The following is a 19752-nucleotide window of genomic DNA, read 5'->3' as shown; positions in this document are numbered from 1 at the left end:
AGGGCGAGAAAACCATACCCATTACGGTCCGGAGTTCAAGAGGTCACGCAGGTCAGGAGTAGAGCGCGTCCACCTCTTGCGCGAAGTCCTTCATGATGACGCTCCGCTTAAGCTTCAATGACGGCGTCAGGTAGCCGTTTTCCGGATTGAACTCGGTGTCGAGGATCCGGAACTTCCGGACCGACTCCGCCTTCGACACGGCGAGGTTGCCGTCGTCGATGGCCTTCTGCACCTCCGAGAGCAGCTCCTCGTCGTCCGCGAGGTCGCTCACACTCGCGCTCTCGTCCTTACCGACAGTGCTCTTCCAGTAACCGAAGTACTCCGCGTCGATGGTGATCAGTGCGGCGATGTACTTCTGCCCGTCACCGACCACGAGTGCCTGTCCGACCAGTGGGTGCGCGGTGATCCGGTCCTCGATGACCGAGGGCGCGACGTTCTTGCCGCCGCTCGTCACCAACAGCTCCTTCTTGCGTCCGGTGATCTTCAGGAAGCCGTCCTCGTCCAGCTCGCCGAGGTCACCGGTCGCGAACCACTCGTCGCCGTCGATCGCCTCGGCCGTCGCGGACTCGTTCTGCCAGTAGCGGTCGAAGATGCCCGCGCCCTTGAGGTGGATCTCGCCGTCGTCGCCGATCCGCACCGCGGTGCCCGGCAGCGGCTTACCGACCGTGCCCGGCCTGGTGGCGATCGGCGAGTTGGTCACCGACGCCGCGGACGACTCGGTCAGCCCGTAGCCCTCGTACACCGTGATGCCGACGCCGTGGAAGAAGTGCAGCAGCCTCGGCCCGAGCGCGGCACCGCCCGAGATCACGTACCTGACCTGGCCGCCGAGTGCGGCACGCAGCTTGGAGTACACGAGCCGGTCGAACACCGCGTGCTTGATCCTCAGGCCGAGCGCGGGCCTGTCGCCCGCCTCGCTGTAGGCGATCGCGGTGGCGGTCGCCGCGTCGAAGATCTTGCCCTTGCCGGTCGAGTGCGCCTTCTGCCGCGCGCCGTTGTAGACCTTCTCCAGCACGTACGGCACGGACAGCAGGAACGTCGGCTTGAACGCGGCCAGGTTGTCGGTCAGCGTCTTGACCTCCGCCCAGTGGCCCAGCGTCGCGCGGGCCATGAACGCCGCGACCTCGACCATCCGGCCGAAGACGTGCGCGAGCGGCAGGAACAGCAGTGTCGACGCCTCGTCGCCCTTGAACAGCGCACCGAGGTACTCGACCGCGTTGCGGCAGGCCGCGTACATGTTGCGGTGGGTGAGCGCGACGCCCTTGGGTCGTCCGGTGGTGCCGGAGGTGTAGATCAGCGTCGCGAGGTCGTCCGGCCGGACCTCGGCCCTGCGCTCGTCGAGCGTCTCGTCCGCGATGTCCGCGCCCGCGGTGACGAGCGTCTCGACCGCCTTGTCGTCGATCCGCCAGACGTGCTTGAGGTCGGTCAGCCTGTCGCGCACCGACTCGACCCGCTCGGTGAGCGGCGCGTTCTCCGCGAGCACGGCCACCGCGCCGGAGTCGGACAGGATCCACTCGACCTGTTCGGCCGACGACGTCACGTAGATCGGCACCGACGCCGCGCCCGCCACCCAGATGGCGAAGTCGAGGAGCGTCCACTCGTAGCAGTTCGCGGACAGGATGGCGACCCGGTCACCCGGCCCGATGCCCGACGCGACGAGTCCCTTCGCGACCTCCACGACCTCACCGAGGAACCGCTCGGCCGTGACGTCGTGCCACGCGCCGCCGACCTTTCTGCGGAACACGACGTCGGTCGGCGCCTCCTTGGCGTTGAGGTACACGACGTCGGCAAGGCCGCCGCTGTCCGGCACGCTGGCAAGCGGAGGGACGGCGAGTTCGCGCATTGATCTGCTCCTCGAGACGACGAAGGGCGCCGCCACGTCCGGCTCCGGCGACGCTACCTCACAGTAACCTCGGTTATCTTGCCTGTGCACGTCGCGGAGGGCCACCTCCGGCCAGACCGGGGGTGGCCCTCTGGAGGAGCGGACGTGACTAGACGGTCAGGCGCCAGTTCTTCAGCGAACCGGTGTCGCCCCGGAACATGTCACGCACCCGCAGGTGCCACGTCCCGGTCGCGACCTCGCTCGACGCGTTGACGGTGTACGACTCGTTGATGTCGTCCGCGCCGTCGTCGCCCTTCGCGTTCTTGAGCCGGTAGGACGTGCCGTCCGGCGCGATCAGGTCGATGATCAGGTCGCCCCGGTAGGAGTGGTTGATGTTGACCTCCACCCTGGTCTGGCCCGACGCGTTGCCGTCGCAGGTCACGGCGAGGTCGCTGGTGATCTCGCCGACGTCCGGGATGGCGGTCGCGTTCGTGTTGACCGCGGGCGCGCACCTCGGTCCGAGCGACGCCGCCGCCGCGTGGATCGCCTCGTGGAAGTAGCTCGCCTGCATGTAGACGCCCGGGTTCTGCGGGCGGGCGCAGCCGATGCCCCAGCTCGTGGTGCCGATCAGGACCCACTCGCCGTTCGCGTCCTTGTTCAGCAGCGGGCCGCCGGAGTCACCCTGGCAGGTGTCCACGCCGCCCGCGGTCCAGTTGCCCGCACAGATCTCCTCGGCCGGCACGAGGTCGAGGTAGTCGCTGCCCGCGCTCTGGCACTGCGCGTCGTCGATGAACGGCACCTGCGCCTTGAGCAGGAACCGCTGCTGCGGGCCACCCTCGGTGGCCGCGCCCCAGCCGGCGACGGTGAACGTGCCGGAGTCGAGGTCCGGTGTGGTGGCGATCGGCACGGTCGGGACGTCGACCGGGTGTTCGAGCCGGATCAGCGCCCAGTCGTCACCGGGCGGGCCGCCCGCGCCGGGTGCCCGGTGCACGTAGTCGGACCGGACCACGATCCGGTTCGGGTCCTGCAGGTCGATGGCCCCCAGTGTGGCCGTGATGCTGGTGTTGGGTCCCGTCGCGGGCACGCAGTGCGCCGCCGTCAGCACCAGCTGCTGGGTGATCATCGAACCGCCACAGCCCATGGACAGCCGAACGATCCACGGGAACTCGCCCTGCGCGGCGGGCGTCCCGCCGATGACCTGCGGTTGCACGTCGTCCGCTGATGACGGGGCAGCAACCGCCTGCCCCGCCGCGGCCCCCAGAACGGCCACGACGCTCACGAGCGTGAACGCGAGCCGCTTTTTCCAAGAGGTCATCCACATCCCTTTCTCGAATGGCACAAAAAAGCCGGTCGCCGTCCTCCGGGGAGGACGGCGACCGGACGTCACTAGAAGGTGAGCTTCCAGGAGTCGATGTAGCCGGTGTCGACGCTGTAGAGATCGCGTACCGACAGCCGCCACGTGCCGTTCGCGACCTCGCTCGACGCGTTCACCGTGTAGGTGGCGATCACGTTGTCGGCGGAGTCGCTGGTGGACGTGCTCTTCAGCCGGTAGGCGGTGCCGTCCGGCGCGAGCAGGTCGACCTGGAGGTCACCCCGGAAGGTGTGCTTGATGTCGACCGACACCTGCAGGTCGTTCGGCGCGTTGCCGGTGACCCCGCTGACGACGATCGAGCTGGTCACCGCGGCACCCGCGTCGGGAATGCTGACGTCGGCGGTGTTCTCGAACGTCGGCCCGGCAGGCGGCGGCTCGGACCCGTCACAGGTCAGGCCGATGACGCGGGCCGGGCAGTCCGAGTAGTCCAGCAGCAGGACGGCCGCCCGGTTGCGGGAGACCTCACGGCTGATCACCTCGTCGGGCGGGTAGAAGCTGCTGGTGCCGCCACTCGACGGGTACATCTCGAACGTGTAGGAATAGACGCCCTGGGTCGCCCACAGCCAGTCGTCGATCGAGCCGTCGGTGATGTAGAGGTCGGAGGCCTGCTCGGGCGTGTAGTTGTTGGTGGCCGCCATCTGCTGACCGAGCGTCGCGAAAGTGTTGTACTGCTGCTGGGTCATGTCCGGCCCGGTGTTCGCGTTGGTGTAGCCGAGGGGCCACAGCACGAGCTCGCTGAACGTGTGGAAGTCGATGTTGGTCTTGATCTGCTGCGTGCCACCGATCCGACGCGAGTTGACGAAGTTGATGACGTTCGTGACCTCGGGCGAGCTGGCCGCAGAGGGGCCGCGGTAGGTCTCACTGGAGGTGCTGCCGGACGAGCCGCCGCAGCAACCCCACTTGTAGGGCCAGTTGCGGTTGAGGTCGGTGCCGACGTTGGAGCTACCCGAGTTGGGCTGCCGGTTCTTGCGCCAGGCCGCGTAGGACCCGGTGCGGATGTCCCACTCACCGCCGTCGGGGTTGAGGTCGGGGACGATCCAGATCTCGCGGCTGTTGACCAGGTTGGTGATGTGGCTGTCGGTGCCGTAGAGGTCGGTCAGCTGGGCGAGCAGGTAGAGCGCCATCTCGATGGTGAGGTGCTCACGCGCGTGCTGGTGAGCCGTGAACAGGACCTCGGGCTCGTCCTCGTCGGTCCCGACGTTGTCGGAGATCTTGAGGGCGACCATCTGCCGACCCTCGTAGGAGGTGCCGATGGAGGTCTTGCTCAGGATGTTCGGATGATCCGCGACGGCCTGGTTGATCTCGGCGGTCATCTCGGCGTAGTTGTGGTAGTTCGAGTCGGCGCTGGGGAAGTCGAGCGGCGTGGCGTCACTGGCCTGCGGCATGCCCTCCTCGCGCTCGGTCCGAAGCCCCAGCCGCTGGATCGCGCCGATCTCGTCCGGGGTGGCCGTGACGTAGAGAATGCCGTGCTCGAAGGAGTTGACCGCTGCCCCGGTAGCCGCCACCGCGTTGCGGTCCGCGCTGGTCTTGACCCCGGTGACAAGGTATTCGGCGGAAGCACGCCCTTGCGGGTCGGACACCGCGGAACCGTTCAACGACAGGACGAGGGCCACGGCAGCAAGCGCCGCAACCACGATGGACGGGCGTGTCTGTCTCACTCTTCCTCCTGCAGGGGACGCCGGCAGCCCGGCGCTGGAGGTTGATGTTCAGTTGTGGGGACGGCAGACCACCCTCACGGTCCGTTTCCGCCCGATAGCTGATAGTTCCCCGCAGAAGGTCCACTTCACAAGAGGCCGACTGGCCGCTACTTCTTCCCACGTTCACAGAAAGCCATGCCCGAAATGCCCAGTTCACAAGGGTGCCCCCACCCCCAAGGAACGCCGGGCCCCACCGCACCGAAGGACGCCTTCGGTGCACCTACTGCAACGAAGGACGCCTTCCTAACGCCCAGCGTTACGAAGGACGCCTTCGTAACGCCCACCGTTAGGAAGGCGTCCTTCGGTACGGAGGCCCGGTGGGGCGGGGGGAGCCGGTGGGGGTTGGCGTGTGGAGAGGGGTTTGGTCGACTCAATCCTGTGGGGTGGTGAATGGCTGGAGTCCAGTGATCGGGTTCGGTGGTTGTGGGGGGCGGGGCAGGCAGGCGCCAGCCTGCCCCCGGAGGTGGCTGCCCAGGGCGGCGGAGACTCGCAGGTCAAGGGTGGCGGAGCCGACGCCGAAGGCGCCCTTGAGGTGTGAGTCGCCGTCCGTAAAGTCCCCGCCGCAACCACCGAACAACGTGGGCAACGGGTCAACCAGTCAACCCGCAAAGGGTCACTGACCAGCGAAAACTCGGACGCGCAAGATCGACCACGGCCGCCGGCCCCCCAAACTCCAGCGTAACGGCAAGCACCGACACTCAACGAGAAGCCGACGGCCACGAGAACCGACAAGCAACAGGCCGACGACAGGCGACAAGCGACCGATCAACGAAGCCGCAACGCCTTCATCACCCGAAGCGTCGCAGCCATCGACTTCGAGAACACCCGATAAGGCACCCACCGAGGCGGATTCAACATCTCCACCCGCTTGACAGCCACAGCCTGAACCTCGGTATACCGCAACAACCCCTCCGCCCCATGCCGCCGCCCAAGCCCAGAAGCCCCCATCCCGCCCATAGGCGCATCGGTACTCCCAAAAGCCGAAGCATACCCATCATTCACATTGGCTGACCCAACTCGAAGACGAGCAGCCACAGCCCCAGCCCGCACCACATCCCGCCCATAAACACTGGCATTCAACCCAAAAGCAGTATCATTGGCCAACGCAACAGCATCATCAACCGAAGAATAAGAATAAAGCGAAACAACCGGCCCGAACGTCTCATCCATGAAACACGACATCTCCGGCGTCACCCCGGTAAGCACAGTCGGCTCATAGAAGAAAGGCCCAAGATCAGGCCGAGGTCGACCCCCCACAAGAACGGTAGCCCCCTTGGCCCGAGCATCATCCACATGCTCCGACACAGTCTTCAAAGCCCGCTGAGAACTCAACGACCCGACATCCACCTCATACCCGTACCCAGCCCCCTGCCGCAAAAGCTCAACCTCATCCACGAACGTGGCAGCAAACCGATCAAAAAGCCCCTCAGGCACATAAACCCGCTCCAGCGACAGGCACAACTGCCCGGCATTGGCAAAACACCCACGTACCGCCGACCGAGCAGTAGCCGCGATGTCCGCGTCATCAAGCACGATCAACGGATTCTTACCGCCAAGCTCGAGCGAACACCCAACCAACCGAGCCCCCGCCTGCGCCGCGATCAACGCACCAGTACGAGACGACCCCGTGAACCCGATGTAGTCACACGTGTCGACAATCGCCCCACCAACCCCCGGCCCGTCCCCCAACACGACGGCCAACAAATCAACGGGCAGACCCGCCCGATACAACAGCTCAGCCCCGAAGAGCGGACTCAACGCGGTCTGACTGTCCGGCTTCAACACCACCCCGTTCCCCGCGACCAACGCCGGAACAAGATCACCGAACGACAACGCGAACGGATAGTTCCAAGGCGAGATGATCCCGACAACCCCCTTGGGCTGCCGCAACTCGCGAACCGCGACCGCCCCGGGCACGAGCCCCGCCCGCTTCCGAGGCCGCAGCAGCCGCCGAGCGGAACGCAGGTAGTAGCTGGTCACCAGGGCGGGCTCGCTCAGCTCCTCGAAGGCATCCCGCCGAGCCTTCCCGGTCTCCGCCTGCAGCAGGTCCGCCATCGTCTCGCGCTCACGAAGCAGCAGCTTGTGAAACCGGTGGAACACGGCGAGCCGATCGTCCAACGGCAGCGCGGCCCACACCCGCTGCGCACGACCAACCCGCTCGTACGCCGTGTGCACATCAGCCACCGACGACTCGGGCAGCGTCGCCAGCGGTCCGCCGGTGAACACCTCCACCGTCGTGTACGTGTCCGAAGTGGACGAACAGACACGAGCCGCGAGCGTGCTCAGCAAACCATCCGTCAGCGGACTCATCCGGTGCTCTCCCGCTCGGCACCCGGCGCGCTCGCGGCGGCACGGGCCTCGTACTCCTCGCGTGCCTCCGGCGATGCGCCGAACAGCACCTGGTCGCTCTTGAAAGTACGCGCCACCCACTCCGCGGCTCGCCTCGGCAGCATCCTGGTGATCCGGAACGTCGCGTCGAGCGAACGCGGCACGAACACCTCGAACCTGGGGTACCGCAGGGCGGCCACGATCGCGTCCGCGACCTCCGACGGCTCGACCGGCTTGATGAACCGCGACTCGGTCAGCCCGACGGCCAGCTCCGTGCGTACGACCGCGGGCATGACCACCGACATCTCGACCCCGGACCCGCGCAGCTCGACGCGCACCGCCTCGGAGAGCCCGACGACCCCGTGCTTGGTCGCGCAGTAGGTCGCCCCACCGGGGAAGCCCGCCTTACCCGCCGCCGAGGCGATGTTGACGATGTGCCCGGTCCCGCGCGGCCGCATGCGCTTCACGGCCTCGCGTGTGCCGTGGATGACGGCGTGCAGGTTGATGGCCAGCTGCTGGGCGGTCGAGCGGTCGTCCTCGTCCTCGAACGGGCCGAGTCGCATGATCCCGGCGTTGTTGACGAGCACGTCGATGGGGCCGAGCTGCTTCTCGACCTCGTCGAGGAACTGGGTGAACCTGGCGTGGTCGGTGACGTCCAGCGGCAGGGCCAGCGTGTCGCCGTCGATCTCGTCCGCGGTGCCCTTGGCCAGGTCGAGGTCCAGGTCGCCGATGGCGACCGAGGCCCCGAGTCTTGCCACCGCCGACGCGGTGGCGGCGCCGATTCCCCGTGCGCCACCGGTGATGACCACAACCTTGCCGACCAGGGACCGAGCCTGTCGTGCCATGACGACTCCCGTACATACAATCCGGCTGGAATGTTTCCTTGAGCATCCCAGCCGTGCATGTCCCGGTCAACGGGCAGTTCTACGGGTCCGGTCCGCCGTTCACGCGCGACCCAGCAGCTCCGTCGAGAGGCGTTCCTGGTCACGGTCCCGCACGTCCGTGCTTCCTGCCAGATGAGGATGGGTGACCTGCCTGGCGTTGTTGCGCTCCAGGCCGTAGACGACGAATCCGACGATGAGGGCGGTGATGAGAAGTTCCATGGCACTAATTTTGCGCACGTCGCGTTGCTGCCAACAGTGGCAGAACAGACCTTGTGCCACAAAATCCTGCCACGTAGTCTCGGGGCATGCTCAGGACCGTCGCCGCGATCGTGATCGACCAAACCGCGCCCTTCGAGTTCGGTGTCCTCTGTGAGGTCTTCGGGATCGACCGCACCGAGGAGGGCGTGCCACCGATCGAGTTCCGCGTGTGCGGCGAGCGGGCGGGTGAGCCGATCCGGACCAGCGTGGGCGCCATGCTCGTGCCAGAACTGGGCCTCGACGCGGTCGAGGGCGCGGACCTCGTGGCCGTGCCCGCTGCCCTCATCCGCGACGAGTACCCGGAGGCGGTGCTCGAAGCGTTGCGCAAGGCCCACGACCAGGGATCGACGCTGCTGTCGGTGTGCAGCGGCGCCTTCATCCTCGGCGCGGCGGGACTGCTCGAGGGCAGGCACTGCACCACCCACTGGCGTTACAGCAAGGAGATCCTCGAGCGCTTCCCGTCGGTCCTGCTCGACCCGGACGTCCTGTTCGTGGACGACGGCGACATCATCACCAGCGCGGGCACGGCGGCGGGCATCGACGCGTGCCTGCACCTCGTCCGCCGCGAGCTGGGCTCCGCGGCGGCCAACGCCATCGCGCGGCGCATGGTCGTGCCGCCCCAGCGCGACGGCGGTCAGCGCCAGTACGTCGAGCTGCCGATCCCCGAGTGCACGGCCGACAGCCTCACGCCGCTGCTGTCCTGGGTGCTCGACAACCTGAGGACCGAGCACACGGTCGCCGACCTCGCCAGCCGGGCGAACATGTCCGAGCGCACGTTCGCCCGCCGGTTCGTGGCCGAGACCGGTACGACCCCCAACAAGTGGCTGACCATGCAGCGGGTGCTGCACGCGCGACAGCTGCTCGAGGACACCCGGCTGACCGTCGACGAGGTCGCCGAGGAGAGCGGGTTCGGCTCGGCGGCCCTGCTGCGCCACCACTTCAACAAGATCGTGGGCGTGTCCCCGAAGGACTACCGACGCACGTTCGGCGCCACGCGCGAGGCTCCCGTCTGAGCGTCCTATGCCGCGACCGCGAGCGAAGGCGTGGTGAGCACCGGGACCGCGGCAGGTACGACGTCCACCGTGTACTCGGCGGGGCCAGGCGGCAGGACCTCGCCGTCGTGCTCGAACCACAGCGGGCCGTCGTCGGTGCGTTCGACCGTGACCCGGCGTCCGTGCACGGTTCCGTGCTCGCCGTCGAGGACGCTGACGCCGAGCAGACCGTCCCGTCCGCCGGTCACGTCGACCAGCCGCGTCAGTCCACTGTGGATAACGCGGCCGTCGACGGTGACACGTCCGGGACAGGGCTGGGACTCCTGGAAGGCGCGGGCGGCGAATGCGAGCCGCCCGGCCACGCGGGCCAGGTCGAGCAGGCGGATCTCCGGCTCGCGCAGCACCGAGGACAGGGTGGACTGCCACGGCGCGGTGCCGAAAAGCCTGTGGTAGCAGGAGTTCGCGGTACCGGCAGGCACGACCAGCAGCGGTGCCTGCGAAGCACCCCGCCACGCGGACGCGAGCCCGGCGGCCACCTCCCGGACGGTCCCGTCGCCGCCGACGGCCGCGACGACCAAGCTTCGTTCCTGTTGCGGCGCCGGCACGAGCGTCGGCAGCGCGAGCGCCCGCTCGGCGAGCGTCGGCACCGACTCCGCGGCCTTCCTGGCGATCCTGGTCGCCTCGCCGGGGCCGGTGGTCCAGCGGACCGACACCTGCCGCCCCTCGCGGCGGCACAGCCTGACCACCTCCCACACCAGCGCAGGCGTGACCGTGCCCGCGTGCGGGTTGGCGACGATCAGGACGCGACCGGTACCCATCCCTCCGCCACCTCCTCCTGGTACAGCAGGCGGAGGTCGGCCGTGCACACCGGCCACTCCTGGCCGGCCACCTCGACCGCGATCGCGATCACCGCCTCGGTGAAGCCGCGGGGACGGGGCGCCGCCGACCGGACCTCCGCCGACACCCTGATACGGGAGCCGACCGCCACCGGCGAGGAGAACCGCACGTGGTCGAAGCCCTTGTTCAGCACCACGGACGCACCGTCCACTGTGTACAGCTCGGCCAGCATCGGCGGCACGAGGGACAGCAGGTACAGGCCGTGCACGACAGGGCCGCCGAACGGTCCCGACCTGGCTCGCGCGGGGTCGGTGTGGATCCACTGGTGGTCGCCGGTCAGCGCGGCGAACACGTCGACGTCGTGCTGGAGCACCGGCTGGTACGCCGACCTGCCGAGCCTCGCGCCCGCGGCGCCGACCAGCTCACCCGGAGTGGAGAAAGTCCTCATGACAGTGCCGCCTTGCTCACCTCGCCGAGGTGGCACGCCAGGAGTGGCGCCGACACCTCGTGGTACGGAATTCCGTACGCGTCGCAGTAATCTCGAACGTTACGCCGGGCACCTCGAAGGTTCGGTCGAGCCGTGGTAGGAAACAGATGGTGTTGGTCGGTCTGGGGACGATGTGACGAAACAGTCGAGATCGGAGCACACGCGGTCGCACCTGGTGCGGTCCGCGGCGGTGTTGTTCGAGCGCAACGGGTTCTTCGGCACCACGCTGGCGGAGGTGTCCCGGGCCGCCGGGGTGACGAAGGGCGCGTTCTACTTCCACTTCTCGTCCAAGGACGAGCTGGGCGGCGCGATCCAGGCCGAGGCGTGCGCGATGCTGCGTGGCGCGCTGCAGGCCGCGACGACGTCCCGGCTGCCCGCGTTGCAGTCCGTGGTCGACCTGTCACACGAGCTGGCCGGCTGGCTGGCCGAGGAGCCGCACGTGCGGGCCTCGTTCCGCACCGCGCGCGAGTGCGGCCACCTCGGCAAGCCGTTCCTCGACTTCTACATTGACTGGCAGGCGGCGGTGGAGTCGTTGCTGCACAACGCGAGACAGCGTGGCGAGCTCGCGCGCGGCATCGACGTCGAGCACGCGCTGACGGTGGTCCTCGCCGTCTCGGCCGGGCTGGAGATGTTGTGGGCGGCCCAGCTCCGGCGCGGGAGCATGGCCGAGAGCCTGACCGGGGTGTGGGCCGTGGTGTTACCCGGCCTCGCGACGCCGGGGCTCGGACGCCGGCTGCGGCCCGCGGGCTCACGGCACGGGCGCACACCACCGGACGGGTGAGGGACGTCCTCACCGCTCGACGAGTACCAGCGCGAACCCGTCGTAACCCTTGCTGCCCACGGTCTGCACCATCGTGGCCGAGACCCGCGGCTCGCCCGCGATCACCGAGCCGAGCTCCCGGGTGCCGAGGACCGACGGGTCGGTGCTGTCGGCCTCGATCACGCGCCCTTCCCGGATGACGTTGTCGACGATGATCACGCTGCCCGGCCGGGAGTGATCGAGCGCCCACCGGAAGTACGTCGGGTTGTTGACCTTGTCCGCGTCGACGAAGAACAGGTCGAACACGCCGTCGATGTCGGGCAGGGTGTCGAGTGCCTTGCCGACCTTCACCTCGACGCGGTCCGCGAGCCCCGCGGCGGCGATGTTGGCCCTGGCCACCTCGGCGTGGTGCGGGTCGGCCTCGAGGGTGATCAGCTCGCCGTCCGCCGGCAGCGCGCGGGCGAGCCAGATGGTGCTGTAGCCGGCGAGCGTGCCGAACTCGAGGATCCGCCGCGCACCGTGGACGCGTGCGAGGAGGTTGAGCAGTTTGCCCTGGTTGGGCGCGACGTTGATCTCCGGCAGACCCGCCTCGTCGCTGCGCCGGAGCGCGCCGTCGAGCGCCTCGTCCTGGCCGACCAGGAGGCCGGAGATGTAGTCGTCGACCTCGGACCACACGTTTTGTGTCATGAGATCATTATCCCCGGTCGTGCGGCTCCCCGGCAGCCGCCGGGGAGCCAACCAGGTCACTTCTTGGGCGACAGAACGAAAAGCGGGATCTCGCGGTCGGTCTTCTCCTGGTAGTCGGCGTACGGGGGGAACGCCGCGACGGCGGTGTCCCACCACCTGGCCTTCTCCTCGCCGGTCACCTCGCGGGCCACCATGTCCTGTTTGGACGGGCCGTCCTGCAGCTCGACCTCGGGGTTGGACTTCACGTTGTAGTACCAGACGGGGTGCTTCGGCGCACCGCCGAGTGAGGCGACGACGGCGTACTCGTCACCGTCCGCAACGCGCATCAGGGGCGTTTTGCGGATCTTGCCCGACTTCGCGCCCAGCGTGGTCAGGATGATCACCGGCCGACCGTTGAGCGTCGTGCCCTTGGTGCCGCCGGAGCTCTCGTACTCTTCCACCTGTTGACGAGCCCGGTCGGACGGGCTGGGCTCGTACTCACCTTGCAGAGACATGTCTCCAGTAAACACGCAGGCGTTCCTCCGCGCCCGGTGTCGCGCCGAGCGACGCCAGTCCCAGCAGGGCGGAGCCGACGACCGGCGGATCCGTCACCACCGTGATCTCCGCGAGCGGCGCGTCCACCCCCAGCCGCGCGTCGATGACCTCGTACAACAGGGGGTCGCGGCTGCGCAGCACACCACCGCCCAGCACGACGGTCGACGGTCGCGTCACGAGGTCCAGCCTGCGCAGGGCGGCGATGGCCATCAGCGCCACCTCCTCGCCCTGCCGGGTGACGATCGAACGGGCTACCTCGTCACCCGCCGCGGCCACCTCGAACAGCAGCGGGGTCAGCGTCCCGAGCCGTTCGGCGGCCGTCGGGTCCAGGTGGGCGGCCGCCGCCACGTCCGCGGCGCTGTCCAGACCGAAGAACCCCGCGATGGCCGCCGCCAACGCCGTCGCGGGCCCCCGGCCGTCCTCGGCGCGCGACGCGTGCCACAGCGCGGCCAGCCCCAGCTCGTCGCCGCCGCCCCAGTCGCCCGTGATCGTGCCGAGCGCGGGAAACCGGACCGTGCGGCCGTCCGCTGCCCGGCCCACGCAGTTGATGCCCGCGCCGCACACCACCGCGACCGCGTCGGGGGACTCCGTGCCCGCGCGCAGCAACGCCAGCGTGTCGTTGTCCACGACGGACTTGTCGGCCCAGCCCGCCTTCGTCACCGCGTCGGCCAGCATGGTCAGCTCCACCGGCAGGTCGGCGCCCGCCAGGTACACAGAGGCCAGCGCCACGCGGTCCGCGTCGGACAGGCCCGCGGCCGCGCGGGCGCTCGCGACCAGCCCGTCGAGGCGTCGCATGGACTCCGTCAGCCCGTAGGTCTGGTGGTTGGTGCCGAGCCCGCGTGCGTGACCGAGCACGGCACCGGTGTCGTCGCACACGAGGACGTCGGTCTTGGAGTTGCCGCCGTCGACGGCGAGCAGCAGGCTCATCTCGCCCACGCCAGGAACTCGCTGTTCGCGGCCAGCAGGCGGTCGGTCAGCCCCCGCGCCTGGTCCGCCTGCCCCACGAGGGGATGCGCCAGCAGTGCGCGGAAGACCCGGTCCGCACCACCCCGCAGCGCCGCGTCGACCGCCAGTTCCTCGTAGGCGGACACATGCGACACCAGTCCGGCGTGGTCCGGTGCGAGCGGCGTGGTCGGCACCGGCACGGCACCACCGGCGGACACGTCGCACATGACCTCGACCACCGCGTCCGACGGCAGGTTCGGCAGCGTGCCGTCGTTGCGCACGTTCACCGCGTGCCTGCCCGGCGAGCCGTGCAGTGACGCCAGCAGCCCGATCGCGGCCTCCGAGTAGTACGCGCCGCCTCGCTGCGTCAGCAGCTCCGGCTTCTCGTCGAGCGCGGGATCCCGGTACAGGTCGAGGAGTTCGCGCTCGATCTCCGCGACCCGGGCGCCACGCGGCTTCGACGTGCGCTCCTCGGCGACGACGCTGTCGTGGGCGTAGAAGTACCGCAGGTAGTACGACGGCAGGGTGCCGGACAGCCGCAGCAACTCGGCAGGCAGGCCCAGGGGCTCGGCCAGGTCGTCACCGTGCTTCGCGATCAGCTCCGGCAGCCGGTCCACGCCGTTCACCGTGGCCGCCCGCGCCCAGGTCAGGTGGTTCAGGCCGACGTGGTCGAGCGTCACGGCGTCGGGCGTGACGTCCAGCAGCCCGGCGAGCGACCGCTGGACGCCGATCGCGACGTTGCACAGCCCCAGCGCGCGGTGCCCGTCGTCGAGCAGTGCGCGGGTCACGATGCCGACGGGGTTGGTGAACGCGATCACCCAGGCGTCCGGCGCGGCCCGCCGCCTGGCCGCACGGGCGATGTCGAGCACGACCGGCACCGTGCGCAGTGCCTTCGCCAGCCCGCCGGCGCCGGTGGTCTCCTGCCCGACGCACCCGCACTCGAGCGGGAACGTCTCGTCGCTGATCCGCGTCTCCTGCCCACCGACCCGCAGCTGGAGAAGCACCACGTCGGCGTCGGTGAGCCCGGCGTCGAGGTCGTCGGTCCAGGTCAGCCGCACCGCACTGCCGTAGCGGGCGACGATCCGCCTCCCGAACTCACCGACGACGCCCAACCGCGACACCGCCGGGTCGATCAGCACCACCTCGTCCACGGCGAACGGCAACCGGGCGAACCCGTCGACCAGCTCGGGAGTGTAGGTCGAGCCACCACCGACGACCGCGACCTTCATGCTGTGTCCTCTCGCTCGGGCCGTTCACTTGACCCCCGTCAACGTCACGCCCTGCACGAACGCCTTCTGTGCGAGGAAGAACACGATGACCACCGGCACCATCACGATCAGCGTCGCGGCCATCACCAGGTTCCACTCCACGTGGTGCAGCTGCTTGAACTGCGACAGCGCGATCGACAGCGTCCAGTTCGACTGGTTCTCACTCGTGTAGAGCAGCGGCCCGTAGTAGTCGTTCCACGCGTAGAAGAACTGGAAGATGGCCGTCGCCGCGATGCCCGGCCTCGCCATCGGCACCACGACCCGCAGCAGCACCTGCCACTCGCCGCAGCCGTCGATGCGTGCGGCGTCCACGACGGCGTCCGGGATCGTGAGCAGGAACTGGCGCAACAGGAAGATGCTGAACGCGTCACCGGCGAGCATCGGCAGGATCAGCGGCCAGAGCGTGCCGGTCAGTCCCGCGTTCGACCACATCAGGTACAGCGGCACGGTGACCACCTGCGGCGGCAGCATCATCATGCAGATGATCACGATGAACACCGCGTTCTCGCCGCGCCACCGCAGCTTCGCCAGCGCGTACGCGGCGGGCACGCTCGACAGCAGCATGAACCCGGTGGCGAGCGCGACGTAGACGACCGTGTTGACGAGGTAGTCGAACATCGGGAACTTCCTGAAGATGTCCAGGAAGTTCTCCGGGTGCCACGTCGTCGGCCACAGGTTCGACGTCAGCGCCTGGTCGCTCGTCATGAACGACATCAGGATCACGAACACGAACGGCAACACGAACAACACCGCCACCGCGATCGCGATGCTGTTGCGTGCCACCGCGATCAGCAGCGACTCACGCACCGCCGTCCCACTGCGCCTCCGCGCCGTCACCGCGGTCACCGCCCACCTCCCGCGAACGCCCGGAAACGTCGCAGCAGCAACAGGGTGACCGCGAACGCGACCACGAACAGCATGACCGCCAACGCGTTCGCGTAACCCATGTCGTAGTACCGGAAGCCCTCGACGTACAGGTGCAGCGGGTAGGTGAGCGTGGACTGCTCCGGATAGCCGAACGTCGAGGAGATGCCGCCGCCGGTCGTGGCCGTGCCACTCGCGACACTCGCGGCGACCGCCGCCTGCGTGAAGTACTGCAGTGTCTGGATCACCCCGGTCACCGCCGCGAACAGCAGCACCGGTGACAGCGACGGCAGCGTCACGAACCGGAACCGCTGCCACGCGCTCGCCCCGTCGAGCGAAGCCGCCTCGTACAGAGGTTTCGGCACGTCGAGCAGGGCGGCCAGGAAGATCACCATGAGGTCGCCGACGGCCCAGGTGCCGAGCAGCACCAGCGACGGCTTGGCCCACTCCGGCGAGTCGAACCACAGCGGACCGTCGACGCCGAACCAGCTCAGCACCCCGTTCACCGGTCCGGTCGCCGGGTTGAACAGGAACACGAAGGCGATCGTCGCCGCCACGGGAGGTGCGAGCGCCGGCAGGTAGAACACCGTCCGGAAGAACCCGCCGCCGCGCTTGAGCGACGTCAGCAGCATGGCCGTGAGCAGCGCCCCGACCATCCGCGCGGGCACCAGGATCAGCACGAACCACAGTGTGTTCCACGCCGCCTCGTGGGCGAGCGTGTCGTGCGCGAACAGGTACACGTAGTTCCTGAACCCCACCCACTGCGGCACGGTCAGCAGGTCGAACCTGGTGAAGGAGAAGTAGATCGCGGCGAACAGCGGGTAGACGAAGAACACCGCGATGCCCACGAGCGCGGGTGCCATGAAGCTCAGCACCGTCAGCCGGTGCCGCCACCGGCGCGGCACCCGCCGTCGCGCCGGTCGTGCGTCCACTGTGGATGGACGGGTGAGGACGGCGGTCATGCTAGCGCCCGAGGTCCAGTGCCTGGTCGATCTTCCCGTCGAGGTCCTTCAGGCCACCGGCCAGGTCCGGAGTCGCGCCGGACAGGTACGTGTTGACGAACTCCTGCGTCATCTCCACGTACTTCGGGCCGGACGCGTTCGGCGGCGTGGTCGAGGTACCGGGGTTGGCGAAGATGTCCAGGAACGGCCTGAACCGCTCGTCGGCCTCGAGTGCCGGAGAGGCGAGGGCGTCCTTCGTGGTCGGCACGTTCTTGATCGAGTTCGCGAGACCCACGATCGCGTCCGTGTCGGTCGTCAGGTACTTGACCAGTTCCCAGGATGCCTCCGGGTTCTTGGAGTTGGCCGAGATGCCCATGATGTTGCCGGTGACGAAACCCGCGCCGTAGCGGTCGGCCTGCTTGTCGGCCACGGGCAGCGCAGCGGTGCCGAAGTCGAGGTTCGGTGCCTGGTCCTCCACGAACGCGACGCGGTACTCGCCGTCGACGGCCATCGCGATCTTGCCCGCCTGGAAGGCGTTGTCCGCGTTCCACTCGTCGCCGAGGCCCGCGGTGAACTGCTGCAGCCTGTCGTAGCCGTACCAGTCGACGAGGTCCTTGTGCCACTTGAGCATCGGTTGCCAGTTCGGGTCCGTCCCGATGACCGACTTCTCGTCCCCGCTCAGCCACTTCGCGTCCCACAGCGGCGCGAGGTGTTGGGGCGTGTGCTCGTAGAAGTTCAGCAGTGGCACGAAACCCGCGACCTCGATGGTGCCGTCCGGCGCCCGCTTCGTGAGTTTCTTCGCCATGTCGGCAAGCTCGGTCATGGTCTTCGGCGGCGCGGTGTAACCGGCCTGCGCCAGCAGGGTCTTGTTGTAGTACAGGCCGTAGACGTCGGCGAGGAACGGCATCGCGCAGCGGCGGTCGTGATAGGACGTGTACCCGCGCACCGTCTGTGGGAACTGCTCGAGGTCGACCTTGTCGCGGTCGATGAACGGGGTGAGGTCGCGCCACGCGCCTCCGGAGCAGAACTTCCCGACGATGTCCGTCGAGTAGGACAGTCCGACGTCCGGGCCCTTGCCGGACGAGATGGCCTGCAGCATCTTCGCGTCGTCCTGCCCGGAGGTGACCTTCACGTCGATGTCCGGGTGCAGCTTCTCGAACTTCGCGATGGCCGCGTCGATGGCGTCGGACTCGCGGTCGGTGAAGAAGTGCCAGAACTCGACGGTGCCCTTGGCCTCCTGACCGGCAGGCGCGATCTCGTCGTTGGCGTTCGTGCCGGGGGTGCAGGCGGCCAGCAGGGCGGTGGCGGCGGACAGTGCGAGCAGGGTTCGGCGGCGGAACATCGATGCCTCCTAGCGGCGGTCGAGCAGGGCGGTGCGGACCGCGGTGAGGGTGGTGTCGAGTGCGCCGAGCAGCACGGCGTCCTCGGTGAGGCCGGTGGCGGCGACCTCGGTCTCGAGTACTGACAGGTCCCGCAGCGCGCTCGCGACGGCGGCGGCGAGGGCGGGGCCGCCCGCCTGGCCGACCTCGCCCGCGAGGACGACGAGCGCGGGGTCGAGCACGGCGACCACGGCCGAGATGCCGACGGCGATGCGTGCGGCGAGCGCCGCGTGGAGCACGTCGTGGGTGGCGGCGGTCGCGGCCCGCTCGACCTCGATGCCGTGCTCCGCGGCCAGCGCCAGGATCGCCGGGCCGCCGACGAGGTCCTGGAAGTCGTGCACGCCGTCCCGCTGCGGCAGCCCGACCGGCATGTAGCCGATCTCGCCCGCACCGCCGCGTGCGCCGTGCAGGATCGTGCCGCCGAGGTCGATGCCCAGGCCGAGGCCCTCCTCGCCGAGCCACAGCAGGGCGAAGCTGTCCGCCTCACGCGCGATGCCCCGGGACCGCTCGGCCGCCGCGGCCAGGTTCACGTCGTTGTCCACACTCACCGGTGTGCGCAGGCGCGTGCGGATGTCCTCGATGAGGCCCGGCCGCGACCAGCCCGGCACGTCGACGTACCGGATCGTGCCGTCGTGGTGCGCGCCGGGGACGCCGAGCTGCACGTGGTCCAGGCGCTTGCGTGGGATGCGGGCCTTCTGGCACGCCAGCCCGACCGCGTCGCCCACCGAGCGGACCGGGTCGTCGACGAGCTTGGTCGTCACCCGCGCGCGGACCTCGCCCGACAGGTCGCACACCGCCGTGACCAGCGTGGAGTCCTTCTCCTGCAACGAGACCGCGGCGGCGAAGGCCGCGTCGGGGTTGACGTCGTAGATGTCGGCGTTCGGGCCGGGGCCCCCGCTCGTGCGCCCGACGACCCGGACGAGGCCCGCGTCCTGCAGGCGGCGCATCACGTCCGAGGTGGTCGGCTTCGCGAGCCCCGTCAGCTCCCGCAGGTCGCCACGGGTGAGCGGGCCGCGTTCGAGCAGGAGGCTGAGCGCCGCGGACTCGTTGATCTCGCGGAGGAGTCGGGAGGAGCCGGCCTGTTGCGTCAACGTCGTGCCTCGCAGGTTGATAGTTAGGCAATCTGCCTAACTATCAACGAGGCCTACGACTCAGTCAAGATGCGAACAGGTTACGAGCGCGATGCCGCTATATCTTCCACGACCGTGCAGGTGTCCGCCACCGGGTCCAGCTCGTTGACGTGCGAGGCGAGGCGGCCCAGCAGCGCCTTGAGGCTCCGCTGCTCGTCCTTCGACAGGCCGGACAGCACGTGGGTCTCGGCGTGCGCGAGCCTGCGGTCGAGGTCGGCGAGGCGGGCGCGGCCGGTCTCCGTGGCGACGACGTGCCGGGTCCTGCGGTCGGTCGGCGCGGCCCTGCGTGCGACGAGGTCCGCAGCCTCGAGGTCGTCGAGCAGGTAGGTCATCACCGTCCGGTCGATGCCCAGCTGCTGGCACAGCGCCGACTGGCTTTCCGGCTGGTCACGCGTGGCGGCGGTCAGGATCTGGTACCCGCGGTGGCCGCCGGGCAGGTCGCCGACCGCCGCGTTCGTCGCCTTGACGTACGCGCGGAAGACCACGCCGAGGGTCCAGCCCAGGTCGCCGTCCAAAGCCGTCACCCCGCCAATGATAGCCCTCACAGAACGTCTGCGCGACAGAACATCT

General features: G+C 68.9%; 19 protein-coding genes. 2 read left to right on the top strand and 17 right to left on the bottom strand.

Annotation, left to right across the window (positions count from 1 at the left end):
* Positions 1-52: 52 nt before the first annotated feature.
* The 6 genes from CLV71_RS36935 to CLV71_RS48135 all read right to left on the bottom strand — a co-directional run bounded on the left by CLV71_RS36935 (position 53) and on the right by CLV71_RS48135 (position 8319).
* Positions 53-1840 carry an AMP-dependent synthetase/ligase gene (locus CLV71_RS36935; RefSeq protein ID WP_133907556.1) on the bottom strand — a complete coding sequence of 596 codons (1788 nt, stop codon included), beginning with the start codon at positions 1838-1840 and terminating at the stop codon, positions 53-55.
* A gap of 148 nt (positions 1841-1988) precedes the next feature.
* Entirely contained in the window at positions 1989-3134 is a 1146-nt protein-coding gene (locus CLV71_RS36930) for a trypsin-like serine protease (protein ID WP_243867108.1), read from the bottom strand.
* Positions 3135-3205: 71 nt separating this feature from the next.
* Positions 3206-4849, bottom strand: a complete 1644-nt coding sequence (locus CLV71_RS36925; RefSeq protein WP_243867106.1) for a M14 family metallopeptidase — start codon at positions 4847-4849, stop codon at positions 3206-3208.
* An 804-nt stretch (positions 4850-5653) separates the two neighbouring features.
* Positions 5654-7198, bottom strand: coding sequence for a succinic semialdehyde dehydrogenase (locus tag CLV71_RS36920; protein WP_133907554.1), 1545 nt, complete (start codon positions 7196-7198; stop codon positions 5654-5656).
* Positions 7195-8061 (bottom strand): SDR family oxidoreductase, encoded by an 867-nt coding sequence (locus CLV71_RS36915; protein WP_133907553.1) that lies wholly within the window; start codon positions 8059-8061, stop codon positions 7195-7197. Before CLV71_RS36915 ends, CLV71_RS36920 begins: the two co-directional genes overlap by 4 nt.
* Positions 8062-8160: 99 nt before the next feature.
* Complete coding sequence (locus CLV71_RS48135; RefSeq protein ID WP_166664411.1) at positions 8161-8319, bottom strand: hypothetical protein; 159 nt, start codon at positions 8317-8319, stop codon at positions 8161-8163.
* Between the two features lie 86 nt (positions 8320-8405).
* On the opposite strand from CLV71_RS48135, the gene CLV71_RS36910 reads away from it, so the two are divergent.
* Entirely contained in the window at positions 8406-9371 is a 966-nt protein-coding gene (locus CLV71_RS36910; RefSeq protein WP_133907552.1) for a helix-turn-helix domain-containing protein, read from the top strand.
* 5 nt (positions 9372-9376) lie between these two features.
* On the opposite strand, the gene CLV71_RS36905 is transcribed toward CLV71_RS36910, so the two are convergent.
* Together CLV71_RS36905 and CLV71_RS36900 are read right to left on the bottom strand one after the other, a co-directional pair.
* Positions 9377-10168, bottom strand: coding sequence for a diacylglycerol/lipid kinase family protein (locus CLV71_RS36905; RefSeq protein WP_133907551.1), 792 nt, complete (start codon positions 10166-10168; stop codon positions 9377-9379).
* Positions 10147-10635: a MaoC family dehydratase gene (locus CLV71_RS36900; RefSeq protein WP_133907550.1), complete on the bottom strand. Its 489-nt coding sequence runs from the start codon at positions 10633-10635 to the stop codon at positions 10147-10149. Before CLV71_RS36900 ends, CLV71_RS36905 begins: the two co-directional genes overlap by 22 nt.
* A 172-nt stretch (positions 10636-10807) precedes the next feature.
* On the opposite strand from CLV71_RS36900, the gene CLV71_RS36895 reads away from it, so the two are divergent.
* A complete protein-coding gene (locus tag CLV71_RS36895) occupies positions 10808-11455 on the top strand; it encodes a ScbR family autoregulator-binding transcription factor (protein WP_133907549.1) in 648 nt (215 codons plus the stop codon).
* Positions 11456-11464: 9 nt separating this feature from the next.
* Here CLV71_RS36895 and CLV71_RS36890 read toward each other — a convergent pair whose 3' ends face one another.
* From CLV71_RS36890 to CLV71_RS36850, 9 genes are all read right to left on the bottom strand, one after another.
* Positions 11465-12121 carry an O-methyltransferase gene (locus tag CLV71_RS36890; RefSeq protein WP_133907548.1) on the bottom strand — a complete coding sequence of 219 codons (657 nt, stop codon included), beginning with the start codon at positions 12119-12121 and terminating at the stop codon, positions 11465-11467.
* Positions 12122-12177: 56 nt separating this feature from the next.
* Positions 12178-12615, bottom strand: coding sequence for a nitroreductase family deazaflavin-dependent oxidoreductase (locus CLV71_RS36885; RefSeq protein ID WP_133907547.1), 438 nt, complete (start codon positions 12613-12615; stop codon positions 12178-12180).
* Positions 12599-13582: an N-acetylglucosamine kinase gene (locus tag CLV71_RS36880; protein ID WP_208297940.1), complete on the bottom strand. Its 984-nt coding sequence runs from the start codon at positions 13580-13582 to the stop codon at positions 12599-12601. Before CLV71_RS36880 ends, CLV71_RS36885 begins: the two co-directional genes overlap by 17 nt.
* The gene (locus CLV71_RS36875) at positions 13579-14829 is read right to left on the bottom strand and encodes a family 4 glycosyl hydrolase (RefSeq protein WP_133907546.1); all 1251 of its coding nucleotides are present in this window, start codon (positions 14827-14829) and stop codon (positions 13579-13581) included. Before CLV71_RS36875 ends, CLV71_RS36880 begins: the two co-directional genes overlap by 4 nt.
* A 24-nt stretch (positions 14830-14853) precedes the next feature.
* Positions 14854-15714: a carbohydrate ABC transporter permease gene (locus tag CLV71_RS36870; protein ID WP_243867104.1), complete on the bottom strand. Its 861-nt coding sequence runs from the start codon at positions 15712-15714 to the stop codon at positions 14854-14856.
* Entirely contained in the window at positions 15711-16694 is a 984-nt protein-coding gene (locus CLV71_RS36865; protein ID WP_133907545.1) for a carbohydrate ABC transporter permease, read from the bottom strand. The genes CLV71_RS36870 and CLV71_RS36865 overlap by 4 nt, the downstream gene beginning before the upstream one ends.
* A gap of 1 nt (position 16695) precedes the next feature.
* The gene (locus tag CLV71_RS36860) at positions 16696-18015 is read right to left on the bottom strand and encodes an ABC transporter substrate-binding protein (protein ID WP_133907544.1); all 1320 of its coding nucleotides are present in this window, start codon (positions 18013-18015) and stop codon (positions 16696-16698) included.
* A gap of 9 nt (positions 18016-18024) precedes the next feature.
* A complete protein-coding gene (locus CLV71_RS36855; RefSeq protein WP_133907543.1) occupies positions 18025-19143 on the bottom strand; it encodes an ROK family transcriptional regulator in 1119 nt (372 codons plus the stop codon).
* 80 nt (positions 19144-19223) lie between these two features.
* Entirely contained in the window at positions 19224-19706 is a 483-nt protein-coding gene (locus tag CLV71_RS36850; RefSeq protein ID WP_208297939.1) for a MarR family winged helix-turn-helix transcriptional regulator, read from the bottom strand.
* Positions 19707-19752: the final 46 nt, after the last annotated feature.

It is taken from the genome of Actinophytocola oryzae, assembly GCF_004364325.1.
GTDB classification, from domain to species: Bacteria; Actinomycetota; Actinomycetes; order Mycobacteriales; family Pseudonocardiaceae; genus Actinophytocola; species Actinophytocola oryzae.
This window is presented reverse-complemented; position numbering and strand designations above follow the sequence as displayed.